The organism is Streptomyces sp. NPDC002588 (assembly GCF_040295925.1).
In the GTDB taxonomy this organism is placed as follows: domain Bacteria; phylum Actinomycetota; class Actinomycetes; order Streptomycetales; family Streptomycetaceae; genus Streptomyces.
The window spans coordinates 91,774-117,895 of sequence record NZ_JBEOWF010000015.1 but is presented as its reverse complement, the minus strand read 5'-3'; the positions used below and the strand labels follow the sequence as shown (position 1 = coordinate 117,895).

Below are 26,122 nucleotides of genomic sequence, written 5' to 3'. Positions count from 1 at the left end.
CCAGTGCGGCCCGTACCCCGAGCTGCTGCGGCAGCAGTTCAAGGGCGTGATCCGGCGGTTTCGAACGGGTGGGCAGCGGCGGGAGATGCCTCGTGAGTTCGGTGCCTGGCCGACCGTTAAGGAGAGGAACGCTGTCGAGCGCCTGATCAACAAGCTCAAGTCCTGGCGGGGGCATCGCCACTCGGTACGACAAGATCCCGGCCGGCCACCTCGCCGGCCTCCACCTGCGAGCCTCGATGATCTGGATCAAAGACCTCAACCGGACCACCTTCATCGCGGACCGGCAACACGTCGCCGCAGTGGGCACCGCACACACGCGGCCCCTGGCCACCGCAGTGGAATTCACCGATGTCTTCACCCTGTCCCGCGACGCGCTCGTCCTGCGCCGGCGTCGCTACCCGACCGACAACAGCACCAGTACTCATGGAGAGGAATAGGGCGATGAGCCACACGGTTCCCGACCTCGACCAGGTCGTCGAACTCGTCACAGAGATCGTCGGACACCGGGAAATCACCGCGGACAGCAACTTCTTCGACGCCGGCGGTGACTCGCTGACCGCTGCTCACCTGTCACTCCTGCTCGAAGAACGCTTCGGCACGGGCGTGGATGTCTTCACCATCTACGCATCCGAAGACCTGCGTGAGATCCACACGGCGCTGCTCAACCCGACGGGACACCTCGCGTGAGCGCCGGTATGCTCCCGACGAAGCACTCGGCAACGGCTTCCGTCCTGATGAGCCGGGTGCGACAGGTCGCGGCCGAGCACGGCCGCAACGTCGCGATCAGCGGGCCGCGGACCTCCCTCAGCTACCGCGATCTGATCGACAGGACCGACGCCTGGAACGAATTGCTGCGCGGCCATGGGCCCCCTCCGGGGGCCGTGGTGGCACTGCGGGTGGTGGACCCCACCTTCCTGGCCTCCGCTTTCCTGGCCGTCCGCGCCGCCGGACTGGTGCCGATGCTGATCGACCCGCATTCTCCTGCAAGCCGCCGCGCGGCAGTCATGGGCGCAGCCCGCCCGGCCCTTTCCATGGTCGTATGCGACGCCCCCGACATCACCGAGGAGGCCGCTGATCCGAAGCTGCTGCCCGTCGACGCGGGCTACCTGGGCTTCACCTCGGGAACGCAGGGGCCTCCCAAGGGGATCGTCTCCCAGGAGCGCGGTGTGTTGCACTTCGTCGACTGGGAGACCTCGACCCTCGCCGTCCACCCCGCCGACCGCGTCGCGATGATCAGTCCGCCAACGTTCGAGGTCGTCTTCCGCGAACTGTTCGTCGGCCTCACTTCGGGCGCGCAACTCGTCACCGCGGACGCCATCACCCGCACCGATCAGCGCGCTGTCCTTCCCTGGCTGAAGGAGCAGGAGATCACCGTCGTACACGCGGTCCCCAGCCTGGCAGCACGCTGGACGGCCGCGGCACCCGATGTCCGCATGGACCGGCTTCGGTGGACGCTGTTCGCCGGCGAACCACTGCATGCCTACCACGTCGACGCCTGGCGCGGCGCGGCCCCGCACACGGAAGTCGGCAACCTCTACGGGCCATCAGAGACGACCCTGGCCAAATTCTGGTACCACGTACCCCGCGACCGCCACCCCGGCCTGCAACCCGTCGGCAAACCGCTGCCCGGAGCACGCCTCCAGACCCTCGAACCCGCAGGCGGCGTCTTCCGCGTGGGCATCGAGACCCCCCACGGTTCCTACGGCTATCTGGACGGCACCGCGTCACCGGAAGACCAGGCCGCTCTGACGCGAACAGAGGGAACGACCGTCTTCCACAGCCAGGACCTCGGAACGGTGGACGACGACGGTCACCTGGTCATCAAGGGACGCTCCGACGCGCGAGTCAAGCGGCGCGGAGTGTTCGTCGACCTCGGCGGCATCGAAGATGAGGCTAATCGGCATCCTGGCGTGCGACTGGCTGGCTGTGTGCAGACCACACCGGCCACGGGCAGCACCATAGTGCTGTTCGTCGAAGTCCGAGCGGGAGTGTCGGTGTCGGACGTCCGCAAGGCCTTGCTGCGAGTACTCGGACCGCAGTCACCGGACCGAGTCGTCTCCCTGCCCCGTGTACCGCTCTCCCCGAACGGCAAGATCGACCGACAGGCGCTCCTCGCTGCCTTCGAAGCGGAGTCGGCACCGACCCCGGGCAGGCCGAGCGTATGACGAAGCGCACCGTCGTCATCGTCGATCCGTACTCCTCCGGAGTCCTCTACGCGCCAGCACTGCGCAGGGCGGGTTTCTCACCCGTCGCCGTGCGTTCCATCCCCTTCCCTGCCGAACAGTTCACCTCCAGCTTCCGCCCGGACGACTTCGAGCGGCACATGCTGGAGGACGGCAACCCGGACTCCCTTGTGAGGCAACTGGCTCCACTGGGTGTCACCGCCGTGATCCCCGGCTCGGAGAGCGGAGTCCGGCTCGCCGACCGCCTCGCAGCAGAACTGGTACCGGCGACCGCCCACCTCCCCTCGCTCGCCCACTGCCGTTACCACAAAGGCCACATGGTGGCCGCCGTCGCTGCCGCAGGTCTGCCGGTCACCCCCACCGTCTGCGTCCGCGAACCGAACCAGGCCGCCGACTTCGTGCAGCGCAGTGACATCACCGGACATGACCTGGTGATCAAACCAGCGACCAGCGTGTCCAGCGACGGCGTGACCCTGGCCCCCGGCGGTCGGGGCTGGCGGTCCGCTGTCGAGGCATTGCTCGGCAGGACCAATGCCATCGGCGTACTCAACGAGGAGGTCCTCGTCCAACGGCGCCTGACCGGCCCCGAGTACGTGGTGAACACCTTCACCGCCGAGGGCCGCCACGTCGTCACCGACGTATGCCGCTACACCAAAGTGAGCAACGGTGACAGCTTCGCGGTCTACCAGGACGTGGATTTCCTGGCGATGGACGCGCCCCATGTCCCGGAGCTGATCGCGTATGTACGACGGGCCCTGGACGCACTCGGATTCAGGTTCGGACCTGCACACACCGAAGTGATACTGACAGCGCAAGGCCCCCGCTTGGTGGAGGTCAACTCACGGATCGCCGGCAGCGGCATGCCCGCCGCCGCCGAACTCGCCACCGGAAACAGCGCGGTTCGGCTGCTCGTGAGACAACTGCAGGGCGAACGGGACCATCCCGATGGGTTCACCCTGCGCCGCGCGGTGAAGGTGGCCATGTTCATCGCCAAGGACAACGGCATCGTCACCGATACTGAAGCCTTCGAGTCGATCCGCTCCCTCCCGACCTGCCGCGGACTGCACATCAACGTCCGCAACGGCACCCGGATAGAGGCGACCTCTGATCTCCTTTCCTCTCTGCGCCTCGGTTGGGCACTACTGGCCCATCAGGACCAGGCGCATGTGGACCGCGACTACGCTCGCCTGCGAACCTACGCGGCCCGCATGCGCATCGTGGCTGCATCCTGACCAGGGCCCCGGGGAGAGTCCCGTGCGCTCGGTTTGACCATGCAGGGCTCGGAGGGGTGCCGGACACGAGGTGAGCACTGCGCTTGTAGATCATGAAGTTCTCGACGCTTCAGGATCCGCAAGGTTGCCGTGCTCGTTCCTCCGTCATCCCCTGTGCCAATCCCCTCGCAGCGTGGAGACGATCCATGCGGCCGGGTGGGCGTACTCGACCTTCAGCTCGCTGTTGCACGCCTCGCTGACCGCGTTGTCGAATCAGGATCCGACTCTGCCCGTCGACTGCACGACGCCCAGCTCGCGGCAGGCTCGCTTGAACTTCCGGGAGCAGCATTCGGAGAACAGATCGATCACCGTTGCCAGGTAGAGCCTGCCCTCGACGGCGTCGATCTCGGGCATGTCGCCTGCCCGGACGAGGTCCGGCGCCTCGGCGGTGAAGTCCCGGTGGACGGAGTCCGGGGCGGCCGGCCGCCTGCCCGGCCTGGTCAGCGACTGACGGCGCTCGGCCTTCCGGCCGGCCGGCCCGGGCTCGGCCATCGGCTTTGCGACGGCGTTCACCGACACCCGCCGGCCCCGGCGCACCAGCTCGATGAACACTTTCGGCGAGCCGTAGGTACCTCCGGGCAGCTGAAGATCTCCTCGGTCTCCTCCGTCAGGTGCTGCCGGTGCATCTCCCGCTCGGTCGGCGGCCGGTCGCGCCACTTGTAGAACCACGACTCCGACACCCCCAGAGCCCGGCAGGCGACGCGATGCGGATGCACTCCTCGGCTTTGCAGCTGCTGATCGCCCCGACCGTCACGGCCGGGTCCACCTCAGCTACTTCACCCACAAGGCCACGAATCGCCTGTACGCATCGCGCTCCATCTCCAGCTCGCGGATGCGCTTGTCCTTCTCCCTCGCCTCGGCCCGCAGCCGCTCCAGCTCCGCCCGCTCTCCCGCAGCCGGCCACCAGACGGCTCGGCCACCGGCCGGTCTGACGACGGCGACACGTTGCGCCAGGAGGAGAGGAGGTGCACCGGCCGTCGTCCTGTCAGCGTGGTGTGCCCTCTTCGCGCAGTCCGGGAGGAGAGGAGGTGCACCGGCCGTTGTCCCGTCAGCGCGGTGGTGTGCCCTCCTCGCGCAGTCGGGGATGGGTTTGGCTCGACACACCAGCCGGGCGTCAACTAGCCTGCCGCGCAACACAGTTATGGCGCCTGTGACCAGTCATGCAGCCTTCCGTGGCACGTGCCACCAACGCGTGCGTAACCAGGGCAGGTGCGACGGTCAACAGTTGCGGCTGAGTAGCCAGGTCGACATGAATTCAGGAGAATTCTGCAACCGACCGCAAGGCCTAGCCAGTACAGAGGCAGGTTGTGTATGGCAGACTCGGCGGGCCACTACGACAGCGGCGTAGCGACGACTGCCTTCCGGGTGCTCGGGCCACTAGAGGTGAGCGGCAAGCTGGGGCCGATAAACGTGGCACCGGGGCGGCAAGAGGCCGTCCTCGGGGCGCTGGTGCTGCAACTGAACCGGGTGGTGGAGACGACCTACCTGGTGGATGTCATCTGGGCGCACGATCCGCCGAAGACCGCACGCACTCAGGTGCAGATCTGCATCTCCCGGCTCCGCAAGGCGCTGTCGGACGGGGGAGCCGACGCCACCATCGAGACCCGCGCCCACGGGTACATCCTGCGGGCACCGGAGGACACCACCGATATCGGCCACTTCCGTCGCCTGGCGACAGAGGCACATGACCTGGCTCGGGCCGGCCTGAAGGTCCGCGCAGTGGACACGCTCAGCGCGGCGGCAGGCCTGTGGCGGGGCCGGTGCCTGGCCGGCGTGCCCAGCGAAATCCTGGCCGGCGCGGCAGCCCAGTTGGACGAGAAGCGGCTGGAAGCGGTGGAGAGCTGTATGCGGCTGGAGCTGGAACTGGGCCGCCACGACCACCTGGTCGGCAAGCTGCAGCAGCTTGTCGCCAACCATCCGCTGCGTGAGCGGCTGCGGGGGCATCTCATGGTGGCGTTGTATCGCTCGGGCCGGCAGGCGGAGGCGTTGGACGCCTACCATCAAGGCCGCGCGTTGCTCACCGAGGAACTGGGCCTGGACCCGGGCAGGGAGCTGCGCGATCTGGCACAAGCGATCCTGACCCACGACCCCGACCTCGCACTGGCCGAACCGGCCGAGCCACATTTCATTGCGGCGGCACAACTCTCCGAGGCGGCGCAAGACCCTGGTCCCGATCTTGAACGGGTCGTCATCCCCCGGCAACTGCCCGCAGACGTCGGCGATCTCGTCGTTGACGACACGATCGTCTCGGCGGTCTGCGATGCCGTCACCGATGGACAGGAAAAGGGGCTGCTGAGCGTGGTCCTGGTCCTTGGCAGGCCCGGTGTCGGCAAGACCACGCTGGCCACGCATGTGGCGCACCGTCTTGCAACCGAGTACTTCCCGGACGGACAACTTTACTGCAATCTACGGGGGCCGGCCGGACTACCCGTCGACCCAGCGCAGGCGTTGGGCCGGTTCCTCCGGGCGTTGGGCATACCGGGCCAGGCCATCCCCGATTCGCTTGACGAGCGCGCGGAGATCTACCGCAGCCTGCTGGCGGATCGCCAGATCCTGGTGTTGCTGGATGACGCGGTGAGCGAGTCGCAGGTGGTGCCACTGCTGCCCGGAACCGGCAACAGCGCCGTGCTGGTCACCAGCCGCGGTCAACTCACGGCGTTGCCGGGAACGCGCCGGTTCGACTTGGAGCCCCTGGGCCCGGAACAGGCGGTCCGGTTCCTTGGACGGATCATCGGGGAGCATCGGGTCGAGGCCGAGACGGAGGCGGCGCGAGTCCTCATACGTTTGGTGGGCGGGCTGCCGCTCGCGCTGCGTATCATCGGCGCGCGCCTCGCTGCGCGCCCGCACTGGTCACTGACCTCCATGTGGCATCGGCTCGAGGACGAGCACCGCCGGTTGGACGAACTGGCACACGGCGTGCTTTCGATCCGGGCAAGTCTTTCGCTCAGCTACGACGGTCTGGCTGCGGCCGACCGTCGTTTGTTGTCCCTGCTCAGCCTGGCCGAGGGGACGGTGATTCCGAGTTGGCTGGGTGCCGCCCTGCTGGACGACCGCACGCGGCACCCCGCTGACCTGCTGGAACCGCTCATCGACATGCGCTTGCTCGACATCACCGCCATGGACCGGGACGGCGAGTTCCGGTACGGACTGTCGCAGATCGTGCGGACGTTTGCGCACGAGCGGCTGACCATGGAGATTCCCGAGTCGGAAAGCGCCGGAGCGGTGCGACGTATGGTCGGCGGCTGGATGGCGCTCGCGGAGCGGGCACACAAGGAGATCTACGGTGGCGCGTTCACGATCGTGCCGGGCCGGGCCGAACGATGGCATCCTCCGGAGGCTCGGGTCCGACGCTACCTCCGGGACCCGCTCGGGTGGCTGGAGCGGGAGCAGACCAGCCTGTCGAACGCGATCGAGCTGGCGGCCCGGTCCGGGCTGGACGAGTTGTGCTGGGAGCTGGCCACTACCCTGGCGACGCTGTTCGTGGTCAGGGGCAACCCAGACCTCTGGGAGCGGACGCATCGGGTAGCACTGACCGCCGTCCAGGAAGCGGGCAACGAACGCGGCCAGGGGGCGATTCTCGGCTCGCTGGGAACCCTGTACCTGCACCGGGGCGAGCACGAGGCAGCGGTCCCTTACCTCAATACCGCCCTGGAGATCTTCGACCGGGTCGGGGAAGCGAGCGGTCAAGCGCTGTGCCAGCGTGACCTGGCGCGCGTCGAGCGGCGCAGTGGTGACGACGATCGGGCACTGGCCCTCTACAAGAGCGCCGAGCGCAACTTCGTGCGGGCGCAGGACGTCATCGGCCGGGCGTACGTGCTTCGTGAGATGGCACATATCACGATGCTGCGAGCAGACTTCGCGCGAGCCCGTTCGTATCTCGACGAGGCCCTCGGGATCTGCCGGTCGACCGGCTTTGACCTAGGCCAAGCCCCCGTACTGAGGCGACTGGGCCAGATGCTGGTGTACCAAGGGCAGTACGAGGCGGCGCAACGGACCTTGCTCGAGGTTCTCGTCATGGTCAGGGAGAACGGTGACCTGGTCGGGGAGGGGTATGTGCTGCACGACCTCGGCATGGTCAATGTCCATCTGCGTCGCATGGAACAGGCCGTCCATTACTATTCGCAATCAGCCAGGGTTCGGGAGCGAACCCTGGACCACAATGGCGCCGCTGCCGTGCGGGCCGAAATCGCTGCCGTCCTGACGGGCCGATGATGTCGGCTGGACGGTGCCAGCCCTCACCAGAGCGACCAGCCGGATCGTCGGGACCAGCCCGCCATGCGCGATCAGGTCCGGGTCGTCGAACGCGGCGAACAGCGTCGCAGGTCAGCGTGCGCCTCTTCCTATTTCTCCGTCCACAGGCCGATCATTAAGCGGTGGATCGAGGCTGAAATGAGTGTGCTCCAGGCGGCCATCGCGGCTCCATGTCCACGTTATCTCTGTCTTATCGTGGCCCCGTCAAGCCGTGGATGCACTGAGAATGCCGGGCCGATAAGGGGATTCCGGATACTGGTTCCCGTTACCTCGGCGCGCCCCTTTGTGGAGACAGCCTTCAAGGAGTAATCCGATGACCGCAGTAACCCGGGATACGATCGCGTCCGCCTCTTTCGGCGTCCTGGAACCCGAACCACAGCGCAGCGCCGGGGCTCCCGCGACAGCAGCGGTGGACCTTGAAATGTTATGCCGCGGACATGATATGGGCCGGTTGGCCGGCCTTGAGTTCAGGGGTGCCGCACAAGAGGATCCCCGCAGGGGCCTGCGGGCACAGGCGGGAGTCGGTCAGTGATCCCATACTCGGAGATCCTGACCGCACTTGGGGTCGACCACATCCGCCTCGCCTACCACTACGCGGATATCGGCGACGTCGATGGATACGACTCACTCCTCGACACCGACGTGGAGATCGACGCCGCAGGCTTCCTCCACGGCAGCGGCCGGGCGCAGGTGCTGGACCGCGCCAAGCAACTGGTTCCACGACAGAACCGGCATCACATCCACGACATCATTGCGGACAGGCACCGCGTCGTCGTTGTGGGCACCGCCTGCACCCGGCAGCCGGAGGCCACTGTGGAATTCGCCGATGTTTTCACCCTGTCCCGCGACGCGCTGATTTTACGCCAGCGTCGCTACCTGGCCGTCAACGAAAGCAGCACCAGCACCCATGGAAGAGGGATACACCGATGAGCCACATGGTTCCCGACCCCGACCAGATCGAGTTAGGCACCATCGTGATTTCCGATCATGAACTGGTCACCGTTTCCCATGGAGAGAAGGCGCATGCCCCAACACCTCAGCCAACCGGCTCTGCGAGAAAGCTCTGGTGACTCGAAAGGTCCTGGCACCATGATTGCGGTCGAGGAAGGCTTGCCTGAATTCGGTAAATTATTGCGGACGCTGCGCACTGCCAAGAGCATGTCACTGGGTGAACTGGCGAAGAGAGTCAACTACACCAAGGGCCATCTGAGCCGAGTGGAGACCGGTGGGAAGCGGCCTTCGCGTGCGCTGGCCGCCTCCTGCGACCAGGTCCTGAACACCGGTGGCACCCTGGCTCGTGCCCTGCCTGACGACACGCGTCGGCCGGGGCTGGCCGGCGGGCAGTTGCGGCTGGCGCAACTACCGGTTCCGACGGCTTCGTTCGTCGGTCGCCAGGACGACATCGCGCTGCTCGACTTGTTGCTCGCTGATCGGCCCGGGCACGGTTCGGCGCCTCGTTCTCTGCTCATCACCGGTGCGCCAGGTGTGGGTAAGACCGCGTTGGCCCTGCACTGGGCCTCCCGGGTCGGCCACCGGTTCGACGACGGTGTCCTCTACGCCGACCTCGGAGGCTTCAGCGACGAGGAGGCGGAGTCGGCCACCATCTTGGAGGGCTTTCTCCTTGCGCTCGGTCTGACCCGTGATGCCATCCCCGCTGGTTTGAGCGAACGTGCTGGGGCGTACCGCAACCTGTTGGCTTCGCGTCAGGTGTTGGTCGTGCTCGACAACGTTGCCTCAACCGGTCAGGTTCGCCCGCTGATGCCCGGATTGGTAGGGGAATCTACACTGCTCATGACAAGTCGGCGCCTGCTGTCCGGTTTGGCCGTCCGTGAGGGAGTGCCCGCCCTGCCGCTGGCGGGTCTGCGGATGGGCGATGCCGTGGAGTTTCTCCGTTCGGCCGTGGCGAACCACACCGTCATGATGACGCCGAGGCTGGCCACCCGGCTGGCGCAACTCTGTGAGTGTCTGCCGCTCGCTCTCATAGCCGTCGTGCACCATCTGAGGTGCGCCCGGGAAGCCGACGTACCAGCTCTTGTGCAACGCCTGGAGAACGAGCACTCACGCCTGGACGCGCTGGCGGTCTTCGGCGATGCCTCCCTCTCGGTGCGCGACGTGTTCTGGCGCTTCTACCGCGCACTGCCCCGCTCGCTGGCCCGGGCGGTGCGGGTTCTGGGCTTGAGGGCGCCGGGCCGGGTGGACGCCGCTGTGGCCGCCGGCCTGCTCGGTATCACTCCGGACGCCGCGGGCGACCTGCTGCTTGCCCTGGCTGACGCAAACGTACTGATACCGCTGATCCACGGCGGTTACCGCTGGTCGCCGTTGCTGTGCACGTTCGCGGCCGCCGACCTGGTCAACCACGTCGAACCGGACAGCGGGCACTACTTCGCCACCGATTGGGAAACACCGTCGATCGCGAAGGCGCCGTCAGCGCGGGCGGGGACTTCCGCGGAGGAAGACGGCCAGCCCCTTCGCCTGGACTCGTGGGAGGGTACTGCAGGCTCGGTCTTCGAACAGACCAGAGGCCGAGCCCACACAGTCGTAGCGCGCGGGGCCGCACTTACGAGGCAACCATGGGGCCCGGACGACCCCTGGCGTGTCACGGCGATGTGATCCCGCCCGCGGTCGCCGACATCCGGGTGGTGAACCGGGCATCCAGCGCATCGGTTTCGCGCTCAGCGCGCTCGATGACCCGGCGCATCACCTCGACGGCCCGCAGGGGGTGCTGGCCGAAGCCGGTCTCTCCGGACAACAGCAGCGCGTCCGTGCCGCGGAGCACGGCGTTGGCGATGTCGGTCACCTCCGCGCGGGTGGGCCGGATGTTTTGGCGCATCGAGTGCAGAAACTGGGTGGCCACTATGGACAGGGCGTCGCTCTTGACGCACGCGGTCACGATCTCGTCCTGCGCGAACGGAACGTCCTCGTAAGGGATTTCCAGCCCCAAGTCGCCGCGGGCGACCATGAGGCCATCGAACGCATGGGCAAGGTCGCCGAGCGCAGCCAGCCCGGCGGGATGTTCCATCTTGCCGATCAGTATCGCGTCGGGGGTCAGCGCACGCAGGTCGTTGCCGTCCTGGGCCGAGTTGGCGAACGACAGGGCGATCGCGTCCACTCCCAGGCTCGCCGCGAACCGCAGGTCGTCGATGTCGCGGTCGTTCAATCCGTTCGGGATGTCGGTCGCACCCTGGATGGTCAGGCCCTGGCCGTTCCACACGGCCCCGCCGCTGACCACGACGCACCGTAGCTCACCAGGGCTCGACCGGAGGACCGACAGCTCGATGAGCCCGTCATCGAGGAGCACTGCAGTACCCGGGCGTACCAGATCGGCCCGCCATGGCAACCGCGACCGCACAGCATGATCCCCGAGGTTCCCGGCGTCGCCCTCACCGTGGGTGAGCACCACATGGTCTCCGTCAGCCCAGACCGCCTTCGCACCCGGCAGACCGGCGATGCGGTTCTTGCGCCCTTGCAGGTCTGCCATGAGCCGCACCGCGCGGCCGTGTTCGGCGGCTAGTTCGCGGACCAGGCCGACTGCCGTGGCGTGCAGTTCGTGGCTGCCGCTGACCATGCTGAAACGGAACATGTCGACGCCGCCGGCGATCATGTCTCTGATCCAGTCCCGGTTCGCGCTGTTCGCGCCCATCGTGGCGATGATTGCCGTGCGCCGTGGCAGGTGTGCCGGGTTCGGGCTCGGGATGGTCAGCCGTCCGTACATGAGGCACTCCTGGAGTCGGCGGTCGCGACGCCGCACGGGTGGTTGTCAGGGAGCAATGCGGCCCGGAGCCGCGCGCGCACGACTGAGGCCGGGGCGTCCGCGTCGATCTCCTCGATCGGGCAGATGTTCTGGAAGTAACGGGTGAGTTCGCGCCAGCCGGACCGGTAGTGATCGATGCGGGCTTCCAGCTGATGCAAGGTGTCGTCCTGCCGGGGCACGGTGGGGTGTCCGCACAGACCGCAGCGATCGGACGAGCCGGACGCGGGCAGACCGCAGGCCGTGCAGATGCGCCGCCCGTGGGCGCGGCGTAACGCCGTCGCCGACGATACGGACAGCAGCGTCACGGCCCGGATGCGTAGCTGTCGCTGCCGAACGACCTCGTGCCAGTCCGGGCATTCATCGCCGACGCGCGGATAGCCGTCGGCGATCACCGTTGTGCAACCGGGCGGCAGGTGGTCGAGGAAGTGGGCGAACTCGGCGACGACCAAGTCAATCGGCACCTGGTTGCGGTCAATCGCGGTCTTCAACTGCAAGCCCAGCGGCAGGCCTACCGAAGCGAGCCGATAGGCGTAGTCGCGCACCCCGAATCGCGTGATGTTCGGGTATTCGCGGCTGAGCGCCAGCACCGCCGTGGTCTTCCCGGCGCCAGGAGGCCCACTCACCAGGCTGATCTCACGCTGCTGGATCACTGCCCTGCCAGCTCCAGCTTGCGCCGTGTCAACATCTGCTCGAAGGAGTCTCTGACCTGCCGTGTCGATCTCAGCTCAGCCATCAGCGGGCTCAGCCGCGACTGTGCCTCCTCCGGGCTGATACCGGCGGGCAGGAGCGTGCCCATCTCCTCGGCGTTGCTCGGGCAGAGTGTCACCCAGCCCTCGACGGACAGCTTCAACGCGTACATGCCCTCCTGGCAGTACACCGGACAGGTGTCGCAGCGCGCCGACCGGTAAGTGCTGGCGTAGCTGCTCTTGAACCGCACCTGCACCTCTTCGGTGGTGAACCACCCGAACTCGGTACCACGGCGCTGCTGCCAGTCCCCGGAGCCGTAGCGCTGCTCGAAGGCGGCGACGATGTCGTCGAGCGGCACGAACTCGTCCAGCCAGAACTGGCGTGTCTCTTCGCTGAAGTAGAGGTCCAGCACGCTCACGTAGATCGTCCCGCCGGTCTCCCGGCGCATCTGGCGCGTGAAGTCGATGACCTTCTCGATCTCGTCGAGATTCCGGCGCATGGCCACCACATTGACCCCGACGTTCACCCCCGCCTCCAGTGCTGATCGGACCGCGGTGCGTGCCCGGTCGAAGTCGACCCGGCGTCCGCGCATGATCTGGTGGGACAGGTCAGGGTCCGTGCTGTCCAGAGACACCTTCATTACGTCGAGGTGCGGTGCGAGCCTGTCCAGTTGGCGCGGTAGGAATCGCCCGTTGGTGGTCATCTCCACCCGCTGGAAAATTCCGCGAGCGTGCTCGGCAATGATCGGCAGGTCCCTGTTCAGCGTTGGTTCGCCGCCAGTGAAGGAGATCGCGTTGAAACCTGCGGCAGCGATGTGCTCCAGGGTCCTGCAGTAGTCCTCCGTCGACAGTCGGTGGTTGCTGAAGCGTTCCGGGACGAAGTTCTCCATCCCTGTCTGCTTGGGGCAATACACACAGCTGAGGTTGCACCGGTCGGCGACCGATGCACGCACGTAACGAAGAGTCGGGTCTGGCTTGAGTTCTGCCTGCTTGGAGTTCATCTCGTCTCTCTTTGGATGCCGTAGCCGAGGACTCGGCCTGGAAATGGTCAGCGCACATCACAGGGCCGGCAGGTGGCAGCAACAATTCTGCGGTTGCTGCGGCGCCGTGGGCGAGATGTTGTCCGTTGTCTTTCCGGCCGGGAGTTTCGGCAACGGGCGACATACGTGTGCAGACGACGAATACGCCGGAAGTGGGCAAGGATGGTTCGCACTATGCGAGAAAACTTGGATACCAGAAGCGATGAACACACGTGCCAGTTCGCGCTGCCGACGGACGGACTACCGCTGGACACAGAACCGGGCATGTTGCGCGCCTACCGGGCCTCGGACGCACCGGCCCGCGTGTCCGGGATGAACGACGCAGATGTCCGCCGCTGGCTGCCCGTCCCGCGGCCCTACACCGAGGCCATGGCGCTGGATTGGTGCGTCAGGGAGGCCGAACAGCGACGCCGTACCGGAGACGGACTGCATTTGGCGATCGTGGATGAGCGGGACACGTTTCTCGGGGACATCTGCCTCAAACATACCGACTGGCGACTCGGCCAGACCGAGATCGGCTACTGGACGAGCCCACACGCACGCGGCCGCGGCATCGCGACCGCAGCCTGCCGCACGCTGTCCCAGTGGGCGTTGATGACCACTCATATCGTGCGGGTGGTGTTGGTCGCGGCGACGGGAAACATCGCCTCGCAACGCGTGGCGGAGCGGTGCGGCTTCAGCTATGAAGGAACGGCACGGTCGGGAGGCATCCTGTTCGACGATCGCACCGATCTCAAGGTCTACTCCCTGCTGCGGACGGACGTGCCGACGTGAGGAATTGAGCCCCTGGCCGTGCACGCCGGCTTTCAGAGTGCGGGATGTAGCGTTTCGTCGGTCAGCGGGCATCAGGGGAAGTGCGCGATGCGGGAGATCGTGAACGCGATCCTCTGCCAGAGCCGCGGTGCCGGCGCACCTGGAGGAGCAAGAGCGCGAGATCGCCGGACAGGCCGAGGCCGTGCGGGGACGCAGCGCGGAACTCATCGCGCAATTGGAGGAGTTCGCCGGGCTCGCCGAGGAGGTCCGCATCACCCGCAGGACCCTGCCGGCGATGCCTGATCCGTCCCCGCCGACGCCGCCGGCCACGAGGCTGCCGGACCATCCGGGCCTACCGGCAGACATGGCGGTGTTCGCCGCGGCCGACGCCCCGCTGCGGGGACGGGCGGTCTGCGAGGCGATGGATCTGGAGATCGCGTCCGGCAACGTCGACAACGTCCGGCTGAAGCTCGAGCGGCTGGTTGAACTCGGGATCCTGATCGAGCAAGGAGCAGGGGTTGTCCACCCGGCCGCGGCCGTAGCCACCCGGAGAGGCCACCACCAGCCCGACAGCCCCAGCTCCCAGAGCCAAACGGGCAGTACGTCACTTGCCACCCCCTCAGGCGATCACCCGGTCGGTGAAGGCAAGCTGGTGGTCCGGGCCGGCTCCCGCCGCGCGTTGCCGTCACGATCATGAGCGTCTCGCACGGCCGTTCGCATGGTCCGCGCGAGGTGCCGACTGTCGCGCACCACGCCGTTGACCACTGCCACAGCGTCTGTCCACGATCAAAGTGGAACGTGACCTTCGAAGAGACAACGGACAACGGCTAGCCCAGGCCAGATCATCGAGTGAAGGTGATCGGGTGAGCACCGACACTGCAGCGGACACGGACGGCACCGTGCCTGTGACAACAAATGACCTGCTGTTCGGACCGCCGGACATCGATCTGTGCGAAGGCTTCGCCCCCCGCGTTCGGCCACAGCACAATGCCGCCGAACCGATGGATGCGTCGGCGTGACGCGAGATCGACCGGCGCAAGAACCTGTCGCCGGCCGTGACTGCGACCGGGCGGGGCGACAAGATGGTGGCGGAGGAGAGCCTCAAGTTGGCTCCGGCGCCGCTGTGCACGTGGCACGGGCCAGCGGCATGCCGACCAGGCCCCGAGCGCTGTTGGTCGCCTCCGGCGGATCCGGTGACGTCGTCTCCGCGGTGGCTCTGGCCAGGTCGCGCGGCTACCGGGCACCAGTGTTCGCCGCACCGCTGTGGGAACGGGCCATCTTCGATCCGCGTCCTGGACCTCGTGGCGCGGCTGACATCGATCACCTGGACTGGACGCCCGGCGGTGCACGCATCGTGAGCCGTACCCGGCTGCCCGGCGGTTGGTCGCCATTGCCCGAGTTGGTCAGACGGACCGGCATCGAGCTCTACCTACTCGACGTGACCACCGGCGTACGGGGCTTGGCAACGCAACTGCGCGGCATCGTTCATCACACGGGTGCCGACCACCTTGAACTGGTCGACGCCGGTGGCGACATCGTCGCCCGAGGTGACGAGCCCGGCCTGGTCAGCCCCGCACTCGACGCAATGTTGCTTGCGGCGGCTGTGGACTGCGGCACTCAGGGCACCGTGACGGTGCTGGGTGCAGGTCTCGACGGTGAACTCACGCCGCGCGAACTCACGGCATCGGGTTCGGCACTGAAGTGGAGGACAGGCACAGTGATTTCCAGATCTGTCGCCGCCGACGTCTACCGTCAACTGGCCTGGTTTCCCAGCGAGGCCAGCCTACTGATGCTGCTCGCCGCGCAGGGCGTCACCGGCAAAGTAGATATCACCAGCGGCCGGGAACCCGTGGTGCTCGGGGCCGATGCGGCCTGCCCGGTCAGTATGGCCGTGTCCACCGTGGCCCATTTCAACCGCCTGGCCGACGCGGTGCGCAACACGACCGACTTCCCGACGGTGGACCGTATCCTCCGTGATCTGGGCTGCGTGTCAGAGTACGGTCTGGAAGTCGCCAAGCTGCGCCGGCGGTCGATGGCACCGCAGAAGCGGCCATGGGAAGAACACCGCCTCACTGACCTCCTGGGCGACGTTCACCCCGATGCCGACCACGTTGGTGTCCGGCGGATCTACCGCAAACTCGCGTTGACCAGCCGGCGAGAACACCAGGACCTCGTGAGCTGGCTCGCTGACCGGTACACACAGCATTTCATCAATCCCATGCTGTCCCTCTGCGCCCTGTGAATAGCGAACTCCGACTAGATCTGTAGGTGGTAACCCATGCAGCAGATGAAATGGCGGGAACTGGCTGGTGCCGGCACCCTTGGGCGGGAACGCCGGGTGATCATCGGTATTCCCAATGCCGGGCGGCTGCTGGACGAGGTGGTTGGCTTGATGGGCCGAACCATCGGGCTGGCCGGGGGCGATCGTGGGCTGTGGTACGAGTCCGACGAGTTCGTTGTGGTGTGCGCGCGGTCCACCGATCTCCCGCACCTGGCCGGCAGTGGGTTGGTGGATGTCATCCTCACCGGTTACGACTACGTTTTCGAGGCCAACGTAGAACTGGAGGAAATCTTCGACACCGGTTTCCAGCGATGCGTGATCGGCATCGTCGGGAAAACGACCCTAGGGGACTGGCGGCAGCGTCCAGAACTGCATGTGGCCACGCAGTACCCCGGTATTACCACCCAGTTTTTCAGTCAGTCGGGAATGCCGGACTGCCGACTTTTGCCGATCAGTGGTGCGGCCGAACTGTACGTTCGTTCAGGCTTGGTCGACGTCGCAGTGGATGCCTACATGACCGGCCAAACTGCGCACGCCAATGGCCTGGTGTTGCTTGACACCCTGTTCGCCACGTCCGGCCGGGTTTTCACCCGCCCGGGCTGGCAGTCCGAGCGAAAGAACATCGCCCATGCACTGGAAGTCCTGACCAATATATATACCATCGCTTGATGCTGACGCCTTTGGGTCACGGCCGACTGTCGGATTCGTCGGCAGAATCTGAATCCCATGCCTTCAAGCATCGTCAAAGGGGGAGCATTGATCGCCCATTTGCGTGAATTCTGATCACGGTGTCGGGCGGGTTCCGGGTGCTTTTTCTGGTTGCGGGCAGCGGTGATCTCCGGGTGGCCGTCCGATGCGGGGTCTCCGAGGTCTTTCGGGTCGTGGGCGAACAGGGCGGTCGCGTGGGTTACCGAGCCCTTGGGATTGTTGTCCGCTGGTGCGTGAGTGTGAGTCCGGTGCCTGCAAGGCGGCCGTCGATCAGGTCGGGGCGGAGTCGGATGTGGCGCCGGCCCCGGCGGAGGGTGCGTTCGAGGTGTTCATCGTCGGTGAAGACGGTGTTGGCCGGTGGGCCACGCCGTAACGGAGACCAGACGCCCTCGACCGGGTTCAAGTCCGATGCTTCTGAGGGCAGTTGAATGACAGCGAGCCAGTTGTGTTGCGCCGCACTGTCGCGCATTCCGGCGGCCCTGAGGGGCCCCGAAGCAGGGTCATCGCGTGATCGGGATCGGTCCGGGTTCGTCACGTGAGGCCGAGGGCCTGTAGGGGCCGGAGACAGTCGCGGCCGGTGCGGCGGAGGGCGGCGGCGATGTTGGTCTGGCCGTCCTTGCGGAAGACGCTGATGGCGAGGTCGCGCAGGGAAGCCACGGCGCGGGGCAGGGTGCCGGTGCGGACCTGGTCTCCTCGGTGAGGTAGCCGTCATGGACAGCCTGCGCCCCGCGTCAGCCCCCAGCGGCCGCAGTACTGGCTGCCGCAGCCGCGACACTTCCGGCCGGGCCCGGGATCGTCAAGGACTTCGTCAAGTCCCGCAAGCACGACTGGGACCAGGCCTGCTACCTGCCCGACCTCTCCGACACCACCGCCGTTCACCGCGTGGTCTCCCGCTTCGTCGAACTCCAGGAGGACACGCTGACGGGCGGCATCGTGCTGCGCGCCTTCGAACCGCTCCAGCGGGCGGCAGGCGAAGCCAGGGTTCAAGTCCACGCGCAAGTATGGGAAGTCCTTCTCCAGACCGGCGCGAACGCACGGCCGAGCGCCTCGCAGAGCTCTTGCGCTTGGCGCTGGCGAGCGGGTTCGGCGGAGACCGCAAGGACGACGGACACGCACAGACCACTGCCGAAGAACACAAGGGAAGGACCTGACACCATGACCGACCGGCGAGGAGTGGTGGCCAAACGCGCGGAGGACTTGGTGCCCGGCGTACCCTACGTCCGCGGCTGGAACCGCGCACGACGAAGCGCCGGCACTCTCGCCGATCAACTCGTGCTGCTCGGCCTGGACTCCGACTTTCCCGGGTAGCCGACGTGAACGTCTTTGGCGACGGCCTGGTGCAACTCGGGACCGTTCGCCCTGAAGCGGCCGAACTGCTGGCGAAGCTGATCGTGTCCGGGCTGCGAGCAGAGCTGCACGGTGCGACGGCTGAGATGCCTCCGGCCTCTAGGCGGGAAGCGCCTGCGGCATGAACCGCTCCTCAGGACCGAGTTGACCGCGGTCCGAGTTGTCCTAGAGCCCCTGTACGACATCGCTCCCCAGCGCTGTCGTAGGGGGCCTCTTGCTGTCCCGGCGAATTTGGGTGGGCTGCTGCTCGGCCGGGACCGGCGCCCCAGCGTCGCCGCCCGGACGAAGCAGCAGGCCGAAAGCCGCCATCCACTTGGGAAGCTCGGTGATGTCCGTGTCGCTGCGGGGTTGACCTGTGGTGGGAGGGTGTTACGCATTGGGCGGGTCCGTTGATTGCGAGTCCTGCCCCGTCGCCAGAGCCCATTACAGTTCGAAGGCGCCATAGGTTTGGCCCCAGGCTACCGCCAGCTGACGGAACCATCTTGTAGTCCATTTTTCCAAAGCACGATTGCGCGTAGTTCATCTGGCTGCGCCCCATATGTATTGGATCCGCGCCGAACGAAGTATTCGGGCTGCTTGTCGCGGGCGCCTGGTGTGACCAGGCCGTAGGGCGGTCTCTGTCCCGGTTGCACCTCCAGGATGAAGATCAGTTTCCCGTTAAGCCGGTACTCCTTGATCTCGAATTCGGGGGTCGGCTGGACCGTCGCGCGTACCAGGTTTCCGAACTCGTCGCGCATCCTGGTGCTGGATTTGTCTTCGGCGATGCCCGTGATCGTGACCTCGTCGCGGTGGATGCCGAAGACGATGGCACCGCCGTCGCCATTGGCGAACGCAGCCACTGTCTTGAGTGTGCGGCGGTCGTCCCTGGTGGGCAACATCTGCTTGAACTCCAGGCGTGGCCCTTCTCCCGAAGCAATAAGCGCCTCCACCGTGGCCACGGGGTCGACTGGTAGGTCAATCTCCACGTCGGCCCGCTGCAGGTCGCCTGTCCAAGCGGACGAAGGGTCGATGGAGCGGTAGTCGAGCCAGGTTGTCCCGCGCTTCAGCCAAAGCCATGCGTGTGCGGGGAGGCCATGGGGCAACGAAATGATGATGCAGCCGGGAGCGTCGACGCGTTGGACCGTGCGCCCCTTTTCCCCGTAGAGCTCGAGATCGACGCCCTGCACATCCTCGCCCTCAACGGTGACCTTGAGCTCGGTCGGGGTGATGTGCACGCTGCCAATCCAGGCGGCTTGGTCGGCTACGCGAACCGTGGCCAGGTCACTTGATGGAGTGCGCGCTCCGGCAAGCGCGAAGTCGGCCTCGAAGAATGCCCGCCAGGCGCTGTTCGGTTCTGGGAATGAAGGGGCGTCCCCGTCACCCACGAGCATCCCATGGGGCAACTGACGGTCCGCCCGGTCAGTCGGTGCGACCGTGTACTCGGTGACGGGGAATGTCAGCTGCGGTCGGTCACGGAGTGAGTACCCAGGCCGTCGTCCCTTGTTGACCAGACTCGCGGCTCCCGGCGCCCAGACTGTCAGCGGGCCAACCGTCATGCTCGTACAAGCCTCGCTAGAGCACAGCACCGCCAGGTTGGCGGCGGTCGTGCGGACGGCGACGAAGGCGTAGTCCTCATACATCCACACGGTCTCGGCCCAGTCCGGTGGTTCAGCGCCGACCAAAGCCCAGCAGTTGTGGACCACCCAGCGCACCCCTCGCCGCAGGGCTAGGACGCGGAGGTACACGTCCCTGCTCTCGCGGATGAGGGTGTTGGCAACGTCGTTGAGTTCTACGCTGAGTCCCCCCATGCTGGCCCCTCTCGTGCCCCTAGACGCCGTGGCCACCGTTGGTGCCCAGACTCTACGGGGCACCAACGCTTTCCGCCGGCGACGTCGGCAAGGCGCGGTGCGTAGCGGGAGGCATGAATCAGCGCGCAGCTCATCCGATCTTGACCAGGCCGTCAGAACTGGACCCACCGCGATGGCTGGAGGCATCTCCGCCCCTGGGCTGGGAAAACGTTGGAGGCACAGATACGCAGAGGCCCATTCGCGATCAGGTGAATGGGCCTCTGCCCCCGTGCAGGTGGCGGGATTTGAATAGGGAGCTTCGTCAGGTATCCCTGTGCCGTACGAAGGGGTCGGCTGTCCGACAGGGCGAAGGGGAAGTAGAGCGGCCAATTGACTACCTCAGTGAGGTGGTCCCGCAGAGCTCGAATGCCCGGCTCGATGTCCCGTAGACGTTCCTGCGTGAGTGGCGCTTCAACCGCCGATATCCGCCGAGAGGAGCCTGCCAAGCAGGCTCTGGGCCTGATGCACCCCGCTGCCGGCCGTACGTACCTCGGCTCTGCCAGATGATCGTGGATGCGAAAGCCTCACCCGAACGTGGGAGTACCCCACGACTCCTGGGCCGTGGTTCTTGTCCCAGTGCAGAACGAGGTCGCCGGGACGTACCTCGCGGACGAGTGCGTACGACCAGTACTCCTCAGCCCGGTCATTCACTTGGGGTGCGAGCATTTTGGTACCTATGTCTTCGCGGTTGGTGATCTCCAGCCAGTAGCGTTCGGCCGGGTCGTGTCTCCACCACCTGTTTACGGGCACCGTCTCCCCCTGACTAGCAGCCTCTGGGCCCTTGCAGATCTTTCCAGCTTCGCGGTGCAGGGCCGAGTGACCAGTCAAACTACCTGGATGGATCAGGCAATAGTGGCCGGAGTCAGTGCTGTAGGGGGCGTCGTGGTCGGCGCATTGGGTGCGGTGTTAGGCCCCCTGCTGACCCAGAGACGAAATCAAGATCACGAACGGAGCACCCTCACTGATCGAGATGTCCGGGAGGCTCTTGAGATTACGGCGCAACTGCGCACCGCGGGAGCCATGTGGGAACGCGACATGGGGCGGGTCCTGCGAGACGTCAGAGCAGGTCGTTCAGTTGACCTGAAAGAGTTCGATGACTCCATGCGATCCCTGGAGCAGGAGATGAGGCAGAGCGTGAACCGGCTTGTGGCTTACCGCTTGCACGTCTCCGCCCAGGTCAGCGGCCGTGTGTTCCTTCCTATGGGCGAGGCCGAAGACATGCTGCGGGAAGTAGTTTCCGACTCCCACGGATCGATGGATGCGTTGCAGCGGGAGATACCTGGTGCCATCAGAGAGGTTTGGTACATACGCCATGAACTGGACGAGATCCTAGTGCAGGAGGTATCGACCGCCTTCGGGGCAGCCATCACGACGCCGCCGTACCGGTTTCGTCGTCGGGCCTAGAGGCCACGACTTCTTCGTCCCGAAGCAACTTGGGTGGGGGTGCTGCCTTGGGCTGATGTGGCTCTCACCTGCACCGATGGTCCGCAGGCGTTCGCGATTGTTCGCCGTTGTGCGTGGGCGTTGTCACGCAGTTAGACACTCACCTGGTGCGGCTCGCGGTGCGTGGGACCAGCGCACGTCAACTCAGTTCTCCGGGTGCAGGCATAACACGTCCAGTGTGGCAGATCATCTCCGGGACCCCAGGCCAGAGCGGGGTGGGAGTGCTCACCCGTGGGCGTCGACTGTCAGCGTTGGTCGGCCTCGGACGGCCCAGGACTCGGTCAGCCCTCGACCGGCCGTGTCGGGGCAGCGGCGCCACCGCCTTTCACTCCAGCTGTACGGGTACGACCGGGAGCTGTTCCCTGTAGGGCCATGTGAAGGTGCGGTCGGGTTCAAGGTGAGCGTCCCCCCAGTGGATGGCATGGATGCCATTCTCGACGTCGGCTGTGAAGAACACACAGACCAACCTGGTGGAAGCTCCTAGCTCCTCGAACGCTTCGTGCAGCCCCAGGTACTCCTCGGTCGCCAGGTCCACACCGACGTCGAACAGGCCTTCCGGCGGCTGCGGCCCGTGTGCCCGGAACAGCCGGTGCCGAGTGGGCGACGCATTGGCGGGCAATCGGGCTCGGTCCAGGGGCCTCGGCCTGTCCGCGTACCGGAAGGGGAAGAGTGCGTGATCGTTGATCACCGCATACTCGTATCCGCGCACGTCGCGCACGGCCTCCCCCAGCTGCCGTGCCGTCTCCGCCAGGTGCTCGCGGACCAGCCCTGACAGGGCGACGCCGTAGGGACTTCGCTTCTTCAGCCCCGCAGCGAGATGCGCGGCATGAGCCTTCCCGTGCGCCTTGGCCAGTTGCACCGGGACCGCAGCGGCCAGCGCGCCGGCATGCCGCCCAAACCGCTCGACGGCCCAAGCCGACGGCCCTACCGGATAGCCACCCAACACCGACATGCAGTACTCCCCTCCCCCAGGTCCCACCTCTGAACTGTGTGACACGTACACGAAGGGCACGCAAGGGGGCGATCTGGCCATGACGCGGCCCCACGCGCTCGTTATTAGAACAGCCAACGGCTCACGGTCTCGCTGATCAGCGAGACCAACCGCGGATCCCCGCGACATAGCACATCGGATGCAGGATCTGCTGCATCGACTGCTCGGTGTCAGTCCCCTCTGCCATGCTCCGTAGTGCTATACCGAGAAATGACCCAGGGGGGTTCCGTGGCGAAGAAGACGCGACAGCAGACTCGAAAAAAGAAGCAGATAAAGGGGGTGGCAATCTATCACGACATGAAGGTCTACGAGAATTTCGAGCGCTGCGCCCTTCGAATTTTCGAGTGCGTCAGGCAGGCAGAGAAGAGTTCCCCCGGCGCTCCGCGTCTTCTCTACATCGACATCCAAGGACATAGAAATGAGGCTGGCGGATTCGACCACGACGCCTACGAGCTGATCACGAATTTCGCGCTGGAATTCCTTGGGGACTATCTAACAGAGATTAACACTCCGCTCTATCACGCCAAAAACCCGGGCAAGCAGCGCAACGACATTCCTGATATCTTGCGGATCAATCATCCGGATGACGGCAGTAAGTACGGATACGATGCCAGACTGCTAGGTGTTCAGCCTCGCGAAAAGAAGGCGGCCGACCGGAAGACGGCGCCAACCGTGCGGGCCATTGCCGAATATCTAGGCCTCGATGACGCCGCCTGCCTGGTGTGCTGGCGCAAGCCCGTAGAAAGGGCGCACGTAGTACCAAGTGCGCTGGGAGGTTCCATGGACGTGAGGAACTTCGCGCTGCTGTGCCCTGAGCATCATGCCGAGGCCCCAGACGTGGCTGACGCAGAGAGCTTCTGGGCGTGGATTGACTATGCCGAACTTAGAGATAGCCCGGACAAGTGGGTAGACGCACCTGACGAAGTGAAAGGCTTCCTTCGAAAGCGTAATGTCCAGATAGGGAAGGAACCTCGTGACCCCCTGCCCTTCTTCTCTGCCGTGAAGGATGAGCTGAGATCCCTCTACGGCTGGACGGATAGGGATCTCAGGGAGGCCGATTGGCCGGAACTTATGGACGAATTCCACCGCGTCTTGGATACTGCCACGGGCCGACACTTCTCTATCGATAAAAAGGTTTCCACCTACGCATGGGCCTACGACATCGCCTTGAGGCGAATTAGTGGAGATAATGGTCGGGTCGTACGTGATACTCCATGACGTAGGTCGGCGGAGTCTTAATGGCCAAGGCCTCTGCTGGGCCGCTGTCACTGAGCCTTTTCCAACCTCGGCTCGAGCGGGTGACGCGAAGGGTGAGAGTGGAAATGGCCCGCTGGACTTGGCGGCCACCCGCCGAACCGGGAGGAAGTGCCAGAGTAGCAGCGGTACGGGTTCAGCCCTGCGCCGCCTCCACCGCTGAGGCGACGAAGTGCGCGACCAGCCGCCGTCGGTCCTCCTGCCCCCAGGCGAGGACAAGCGCACTACGCGGCGCGTCGGCTACCGGAACATGAACGAGCGCCGGATGCTGTGGCCGGGCCAGCGAACGCGGCAGCACCGCAATCGCTCGTCCCAGCAGGACCATATGCGTCAGCTCAGCGCCGTCGGCGACCTCGGGACCGAACCCGGCGACGGGCTCGATACCGGGCACCCCGTTGCCGCGGACGCCCTTCCAGCGCGGCAGCGTCTCGTGGGCCAGGTCGGCGAGGGTCACCTCGCTGCGGCCGGCGAGCCGGTGGTCCGGCGGCAGGATCGCCACCCGACCCTCGACCATCAGGGTCTCGTGATCCAGCCCGGTCAGGTCGTCGAACGGCACGTACAACAGCGCCACGTCCGCCCGGCCGTCGCGCACGTGATCGGCGCGGTCGGTGGCCCCACCGAACAGGATGTCCACCTGGCGAGCGTCGGGCCGGCGAGAGTAGGCGGCCAGGATGCCCGACAGCAGATCCGCGTCCCCGCCGGGCTTGATCACCAAGCGCAGCCGGGTGTCCCGCTCGCCCGCCCGACGGGCCTTCTCGATGGCCGCCCCGACGGCGAGCAACGCATGCCGGCCGTGGTACTGCAGCGCCTCCCCGGCGGAGGTGAGGGCGACGTGCCGGCTGGATCGCTCCACCAGCGCCACCCCGAGCCGTTCCTCCAGCCGCCGTACCGCCTTGGACAAGGCGGGCTGCGCGATCCCCAGCCGCTGCGCCGCCCGGCCGAAATGGAGCTCCTCGGCGAGGGCGGCGAAGTACTCCAGTTCGCGGGTCTCCGCTTCGGCCATGCCGCCAGAATACTTCCCCAGTCATTCCTTGGAGGAATAGATCCAGAATCTACCGGCCTTGGACTTCACGAAGAACCACCAGTTCAATCGAGGCATGATTCACCACACGATGATTGTTGCCTTCGACGAACCGATTCCCTCGGACGAGCTCGACGAGTACCTGAAGGGGCTGGAAGAGCTGACTATGGGCACCGGCGCCTTCCAGTCCTTCGCCGCCCGCCACCACCTGCGTGTCCCCGGCGACGACCACGCCCCGGTGGCCGTCGCGTCCGCCGTCGTCCAGCTCGGACTGGCCGACCTCGACGCCCTCAACACCGCTTTCGCCCTCCCCGGCATCGGCGCGTTCATCAACAGCTGGCAGGCCCGTCGCCCGTACAAGGCGATATGGGTCAACCACGAGCCCCTCGCCTGACCCGTCACCCCGGCGGGGGTGCCCGCCCGACGCCGCTGGTGCAGTCAGCCTCTCTCAACCTGAAAGCGTTTAGCGCGCGTTGGGCAGTCCTGCGCAACGACGAAGCTCCTGGTAGACGGGTTCTCGACCAGGATGACCCGTGTCCGCCAGGAGCTTCGCGTGATTGTCTACTCATCGTCGATGGATCTCTCCAGCCGCACCCTGCGGTTTCTGACCGGGCAACTGGCTGCCCGGCGGAAGGAGATCGGGACACGGTGGCGTCGTCTGCCGGCCAGTCGCCAGGCCCTCCTTGCCCTGGCCCACCTGAGATGCGGCGACACCTATGCCCAGCTCGCCGCGGGATTCGGTATCGGAATCGCGACCGCATTCCGCTACATAGGCGAAGCCATCGAGGTCCTGTCCGCCATCGCCCCGACACTCACCGAGGCGATGGAGGTGATCCGCGCGAAGGCGTTCGTCATCCTTGACGGCACCCTGCTCCCGATCGACCGCATCGCAGCCGACACCCCGTACTACTCGGGGAAGCACAAACGCCACGGCATGAACGTGCAAGTCCTCACCGACCCGTTCGGACGCCTGCTCTGGGCCTCTCCCGCCCTGCCCGGCTCGACCCACGACCTCACCGCAGCCCGACAGCACGGAATCATCGCAGCCCTCACCGAGTCTGATCTCAAATGCTGGGCGGACAGGGCGTATCAGGGTGCAGGCGGGCCCGTCCGAGTTCCATTCCGAGGACGTCACCTGAAGAAATGGAAGCGCCTGCACAACAGCAGTCACGCCAAGATCCGCTGCCTCGGCGAGCAGGCGATGGCCACTCTCAAGGCCTGGCGCCTCCTGCGAAAGCTCCGTTGCAGCACCAACCGAATCACCGCCATCGTCAAGGCCGTCCTCGTCCTTCACCACGCCTCAACCTGAGGTTGAA

At 66.0% G+C, this 26,122-nt stretch carries 25 protein-coding genes and 3 pseudogenes; 19 read left to right on the top strand and 9 right to left on the bottom strand.

All coding sequences use genetic code 11. From position 1 onward, the window contains the following. Positions 1-115: 115 nt before the first annotated feature. The 4 genes and pseudogenes from ABT057_RS19185 to ABT057_RS19170 form a co-directional block, all read left to right on the top strand. A pseudogene (locus ABT057_RS19185) lies at positions 116-266 on the top strand (IS5/IS1182 family transposase); the annotation flags it as partial. 175 nt (positions 267-441) lie between these two features. Next, positions 442-687 carry an acyl carrier protein gene (locus tag ABT057_RS19180; protein ID WP_352344250.1) on the top strand — a complete coding sequence of 82 codons (246 nt, stop codon included), beginning with the start codon at positions 442-444 and terminating at the stop codon, positions 685-687. Then, positions 684-2,165 carry an AMP-binding protein gene (locus ABT057_RS19175; protein WP_352344249.1) on the top strand — a complete coding sequence of 494 codons (1,482 nt, stop codon included), beginning with the start codon at positions 684-686 and terminating at the stop codon, positions 2,163-2,165. The genes ABT057_RS19180 and ABT057_RS19175 overlap by 4 nt, the downstream gene beginning before the upstream one ends. After that, a complete protein-coding gene (locus ABT057_RS19170; RefSeq protein ID WP_352344248.1) occupies positions 2,162-3,415 on the top strand; it encodes an ATP-grasp domain-containing protein in 1,254 nt (417 codons plus the stop codon). Before ABT057_RS19175 ends, ABT057_RS19170 begins: the two co-directional genes overlap by 4 nt. Before the next feature lie 252 nt (positions 3,416-3,667). Here the strand turns inward: ABT057_RS19170 and ABT057_RS19165 are convergent, their stop codons facing one another. After that, the gene (locus ABT057_RS19165) at positions 3,668-4,006 is read right to left on the bottom strand and encodes a hypothetical protein (RefSeq protein WP_352344247.1); all 339 of its coding nucleotides are present in this window, start codon (positions 4,004-4,006) and stop codon (positions 3,668-3,670) included. A gap of 759 nt (positions 4,007-4,765) precedes the next feature. Between ABT057_RS19165 and ABT057_RS19160 the strand changes: the two genes are divergently transcribed. The 4 genes from ABT057_RS19160 to ABT057_RS19145 all read left to right on the top strand — a co-directional run bounded on the left by ABT057_RS19160 (position 4,766) and on the right by ABT057_RS19145 (position 10,315). Further along, positions 4,766-7,666 carry an AfsR/SARP family transcriptional regulator gene (locus ABT057_RS19160; protein ID WP_352344246.1) on the top strand — a complete coding sequence of 967 codons (2,901 nt, stop codon included), beginning with the start codon at positions 4,766-4,768 and terminating at the stop codon, positions 7,664-7,666. A 567-nt stretch (positions 7,667-8,233) separates the two neighbouring features. Continuing rightward, positions 8,234-8,635 (top strand): nuclear transport factor 2 family protein, encoded by a 402-nt coding sequence (locus ABT057_RS19155; RefSeq protein WP_352344245.1) that lies wholly within the window; start codon positions 8,234-8,236, stop codon positions 8,633-8,635. Next, positions 8,632-8,775, top strand: a complete 144-nt coding sequence (locus ABT057_RS19150; RefSeq protein ID WP_352344244.1) for a hypothetical protein — start codon at positions 8,632-8,634, stop codon at positions 8,773-8,775. Before ABT057_RS19155 ends, ABT057_RS19150 begins: the two co-directional genes overlap by 4 nt. Positions 8,776-8,794: 19 nt before the next feature. Beyond that, positions 8,795-10,315 carry a helix-turn-helix domain-containing protein gene (locus ABT057_RS19145; RefSeq protein WP_352344243.1) on the top strand — a complete coding sequence of 507 codons (1,521 nt, stop codon included), beginning with the start codon at positions 8,795-8,797 and terminating at the stop codon, positions 10,313-10,315. On the opposite strand, the gene pyk is transcribed toward ABT057_RS19145, so the two are convergent. Genes pyk through ABT057_RS19130 form a run of 3 tightly spaced genes read right to left on the bottom strand, consistent with a single transcriptional unit; the run spans position 10,302 to position 13,143 of the window. Continuing rightward, the gene (gene pyk / locus ABT057_RS19140) at positions 10,302-11,417 is read right to left on the bottom strand and encodes a pyruvate kinase (RefSeq protein WP_352344242.1); all 1,116 of its coding nucleotides are present in this window, start codon (positions 11,415-11,417) and stop codon (positions 10,302-10,304) included. The two genes, ABT057_RS19145 and pyk, sit on opposite strands and share 14 nt — an antisense overlap. Beyond that, positions 11,402-12,106, bottom strand: coding sequence for a nucleoside/nucleotide kinase family protein (locus ABT057_RS19135; protein WP_352344241.1), 705 nt, complete (start codon positions 12,104-12,106; stop codon positions 11,402-11,404). The genes pyk and ABT057_RS19135 overlap by 16 nt, the downstream gene beginning before the upstream one ends. Further along, positions 12,103-13,143 (bottom strand): radical SAM protein, encoded by a 1,041-nt coding sequence (locus ABT057_RS19130; RefSeq protein ID WP_352344240.1) that lies wholly within the window; start codon positions 13,141-13,143, stop codon positions 12,103-12,105. The genes ABT057_RS19135 and ABT057_RS19130 overlap by 4 nt, the downstream gene beginning before the upstream one ends. A 303-nt stretch (positions 13,144-13,446) precedes the next feature. Here ABT057_RS19130 and ABT057_RS19125 point away from each other — a divergent pair, with 303 nt between their 5' ends. From ABT057_RS19125 to hisG, 5 genes are all read left to right on the top strand, one after another. Continuing rightward, the gene (locus tag ABT057_RS19125; RefSeq protein WP_352344239.1) at positions 13,447-13,956 is read left to right on the top strand and encodes a GNAT family N-acetyltransferase; all 510 of its coding nucleotides are present in this window, start codon (positions 13,447-13,449) and stop codon (positions 13,954-13,956) included. 127 nt (positions 13,957-14,083) lie between these two features. Beyond that, a complete protein-coding gene (locus ABT057_RS19120; RefSeq protein WP_352344238.1) occupies positions 14,084-14,632 on the top strand; it encodes a hypothetical protein in 549 nt (182 codons plus the stop codon). Between the two features lie 166 nt (positions 14,633-14,798). Beyond that, a complete protein-coding gene (locus ABT057_RS19115) occupies positions 14,799-14,954 on the top strand; it encodes a hypothetical protein (protein WP_352344237.1) in 156 nt (51 codons plus the stop codon). A gap of 128 nt (positions 14,955-15,082) precedes the next feature. After that, entirely contained in the window at positions 15,083-16,177 is a 1,095-nt protein-coding gene (locus ABT057_RS19110; RefSeq protein ID WP_352344236.1) for a DUF1152 domain-containing protein, read from the top strand. A 36-nt stretch (positions 16,178-16,213) separates the two neighbouring features. After that, positions 16,214-16,885 (top strand): ATP phosphoribosyltransferase, encoded by a 672-nt coding sequence (gene hisG / locus ABT057_RS19105; RefSeq protein ID WP_352344235.1) that lies wholly within the window; start codon positions 16,214-16,216, stop codon positions 16,883-16,885. Positions 16,886-17,123: 238 nt separating this feature from the next. Here the strand turns inward: hisG and ABT057_RS49210 are convergent. Continuing rightward, a pseudogene (locus ABT057_RS49210) lies at positions 17,124-17,405 on the bottom strand (IS630 family transposase); the annotation flags it as partial. 50 nt (positions 17,406-17,455) lie between these two features. Beyond that, entirely contained in the window at positions 17,456-17,581 is a 126-nt protein-coding gene (locus ABT057_RS19100; RefSeq protein WP_352344234.1) for a hypothetical protein, read from the bottom strand. Between the two features lie 96 nt (positions 17,582-17,677). Here ABT057_RS19100 and ABT057_RS19095 point away from each other — a divergent pair. Further along, positions 17,678-17,908, top strand: a pseudogene (locus tag ABT057_RS19095) (ATP-grasp domain-containing protein); the annotation flags it as partial. 171 nt (positions 17,909-18,079) lie between these two features. After that, entirely contained in the window at positions 18,080-18,232 is a 153-nt protein-coding gene (locus tag ABT057_RS19090) for a hypothetical protein (protein ID WP_352344233.1), read from the top strand. 497 nt (positions 18,233-18,729) lie between these two features. Here the strand turns inward: ABT057_RS19090 and ABT057_RS19085 are convergent, their stop codons facing one another. After that, positions 18,730-20,058: an AlbA family DNA-binding domain-containing protein gene (locus ABT057_RS19085; RefSeq protein ID WP_352344232.1), complete on the bottom strand. Its 1,329-nt coding sequence runs from the start codon at positions 20,056-20,058 to the stop codon at positions 18,730-18,732. A gap of 876 nt (positions 20,059-20,934) precedes the next feature. On the opposite strand from ABT057_RS19085, the gene ABT057_RS19080 reads away from it, so the two are divergent. Then, positions 20,935-21,501, top strand: a complete 567-nt coding sequence (locus tag ABT057_RS19080) for a hypothetical protein (RefSeq protein WP_352344231.1) — start codon at positions 20,935-20,937, stop codon at positions 21,499-21,501. 364 nt (positions 21,502-21,865) lie between these two features. On the opposite strand, the gene ABT057_RS19075 is transcribed toward ABT057_RS19080, so the two are convergent. Next, positions 21,866-22,492, bottom strand: a complete 627-nt coding sequence (locus ABT057_RS19075; protein ID WP_352344230.1) for a hypothetical protein — start codon at positions 22,490-22,492, stop codon at positions 21,866-21,868. Between the two features lie 267 nt (positions 22,493-22,759). Here ABT057_RS19075 and ABT057_RS19070 point away from each other — a divergent pair, with 267 nt between their 5' ends. Next, the gene (locus ABT057_RS19070; RefSeq protein WP_352344229.1) at positions 22,760-23,749 is read left to right on the top strand and encodes an HNH endonuclease signature motif containing protein; all 990 of its coding nucleotides are present in this window, start codon (positions 22,760-22,762) and stop codon (positions 23,747-23,749) included. A gap of 172 nt (positions 23,750-23,921) precedes the next feature. Here the strand turns inward: ABT057_RS19070 and ABT057_RS19065 are convergent, their stop codons facing one another. Continuing rightward, entirely contained in the window at positions 23,922-24,788 is an 867-nt protein-coding gene (locus tag ABT057_RS19065; RefSeq protein WP_352344228.1) for a LysR family transcriptional regulator, read from the bottom strand. 94 nt (positions 24,789-24,882) lie between these two features. Between ABT057_RS19065 and ABT057_RS19060 the strand changes: the two genes are divergently transcribed. Together ABT057_RS19060 and ABT057_RS19055 are read left to right on the top strand one after the other, a co-directional pair. Beyond that, on the top strand, positions 24,883-25,200 hold the full coding sequence (locus tag ABT057_RS19060; RefSeq protein WP_352344227.1) for a hypothetical protein: 318 nt from the start codon (positions 24,883-24,885) through the stop codon (positions 25,198-25,200). A gap of 159 nt (positions 25,201-25,359) precedes the next feature. Continuing rightward, positions 25,360-26,115, top strand: a complete 756-nt coding sequence (locus ABT057_RS19055) for a transposase family protein (RefSeq protein WP_352344226.1) — start codon at positions 25,360-25,362, stop codon at positions 26,113-26,115. The last annotated feature ends 7 nt before the right edge of the window (positions 26,116-26,122 follow it).

Coding starts and splice junctions, on each gene's coding strand:
- ABT057_RS19110 (WP_352344236.1), top strand. CDS start 15,083: ATGCCGACCAGGCCCCGAGCGCTGTTGGTCGCCTCCGGCGGATCCGGT.
- ABT057_RS19075 (WP_352344230.1), bottom strand. CDS start 22,492: ATGTCGGTGTTGGGTGGCTATCCGGTAGGGCCGTCGGCTTGGGCCGTC.
- ABT057_RS19150 (WP_352344244.1), top strand. CDS start 8,632: ATGAGCCACATGGTTCCCGACCCCGACCAGATCGAGTTAGGCACCATC.
- pyk (WP_352344242.1), bottom strand. CDS start 11,417: ATGTACGGACGGCTGACCATCCCGAGCCCGAACCCGGCACACCTGCCA.
- ABT057_RS19160 (WP_352344246.1), top strand. CDS start 4,766: ATGGCAGACTCGGCGGGCCACTACGACAGCGGCGTAGCGACGACTGCC.
- ABT057_RS19145 (WP_352344243.1), top strand. CDS start 8,795: ATGATTGCGGTCGAGGAAGGCTTGCCTGAATTCGGTAAATTATTGCGG.
- ABT057_RS19170 (WP_352344248.1), top strand. CDS start 2,162: ATGACGAAGCGCACCGTCGTCATCGTCGATCCGTACTCCTCCGGAGTC.
- ABT057_RS19080 (WP_352344231.1), top strand. CDS start 20,935: ATGGATCAGGCAATAGTGGCCGGAGTCAGTGCTGTAGGGGGCGTCGTG.
- ABT057_RS19090 (WP_352344233.1), top strand. CDS start 18,080: ATGACCGACCGGCGAGGAGTGGTGGCCAAACGCGCGGAGGACTTGGTG.
- hisG (WP_352344235.1), top strand. CDS start 16,214: ATGCAGCAGATGAAATGGCGGGAACTGGCTGGTGCCGGCACCCTTGGG.
- ABT057_RS19060 (WP_352344227.1), top strand. CDS start 24,883: ATGATTCACCACACGATGATTGTTGCCTTCGACGAACCGATTCCCTCG.
- ABT057_RS19085 (WP_352344232.1), bottom strand. CDS start 20,058: ATGGGGGGACTCAGCGTAGAACTCAACGACGTTGCCAACACCCTCATC.
- ABT057_RS19130 (WP_352344240.1), bottom strand. CDS start 13,143: ATGAACTCCAAGCAGGCAGAACTCAAGCCAGACCCGACTCTTCGTTAC.
- ABT057_RS19125 (WP_352344239.1), top strand. CDS start 13,447: ATGTTGCGCGCCTACCGGGCCTCGGACGCACCGGCCCGCGTGTCCGGG.
- ABT057_RS19065 (WP_352344228.1), bottom strand. CDS start 24,788: ATGGCCGAAGCGGAGACCCGCGAACTGGAGTACTTCGCCGCCCTCGCC.
- ABT057_RS19180 (WP_352344250.1), top strand. CDS start 442: ATGAGCCACACGGTTCCCGACCTCGACCAGGTCGTCGAACTCGTCACA.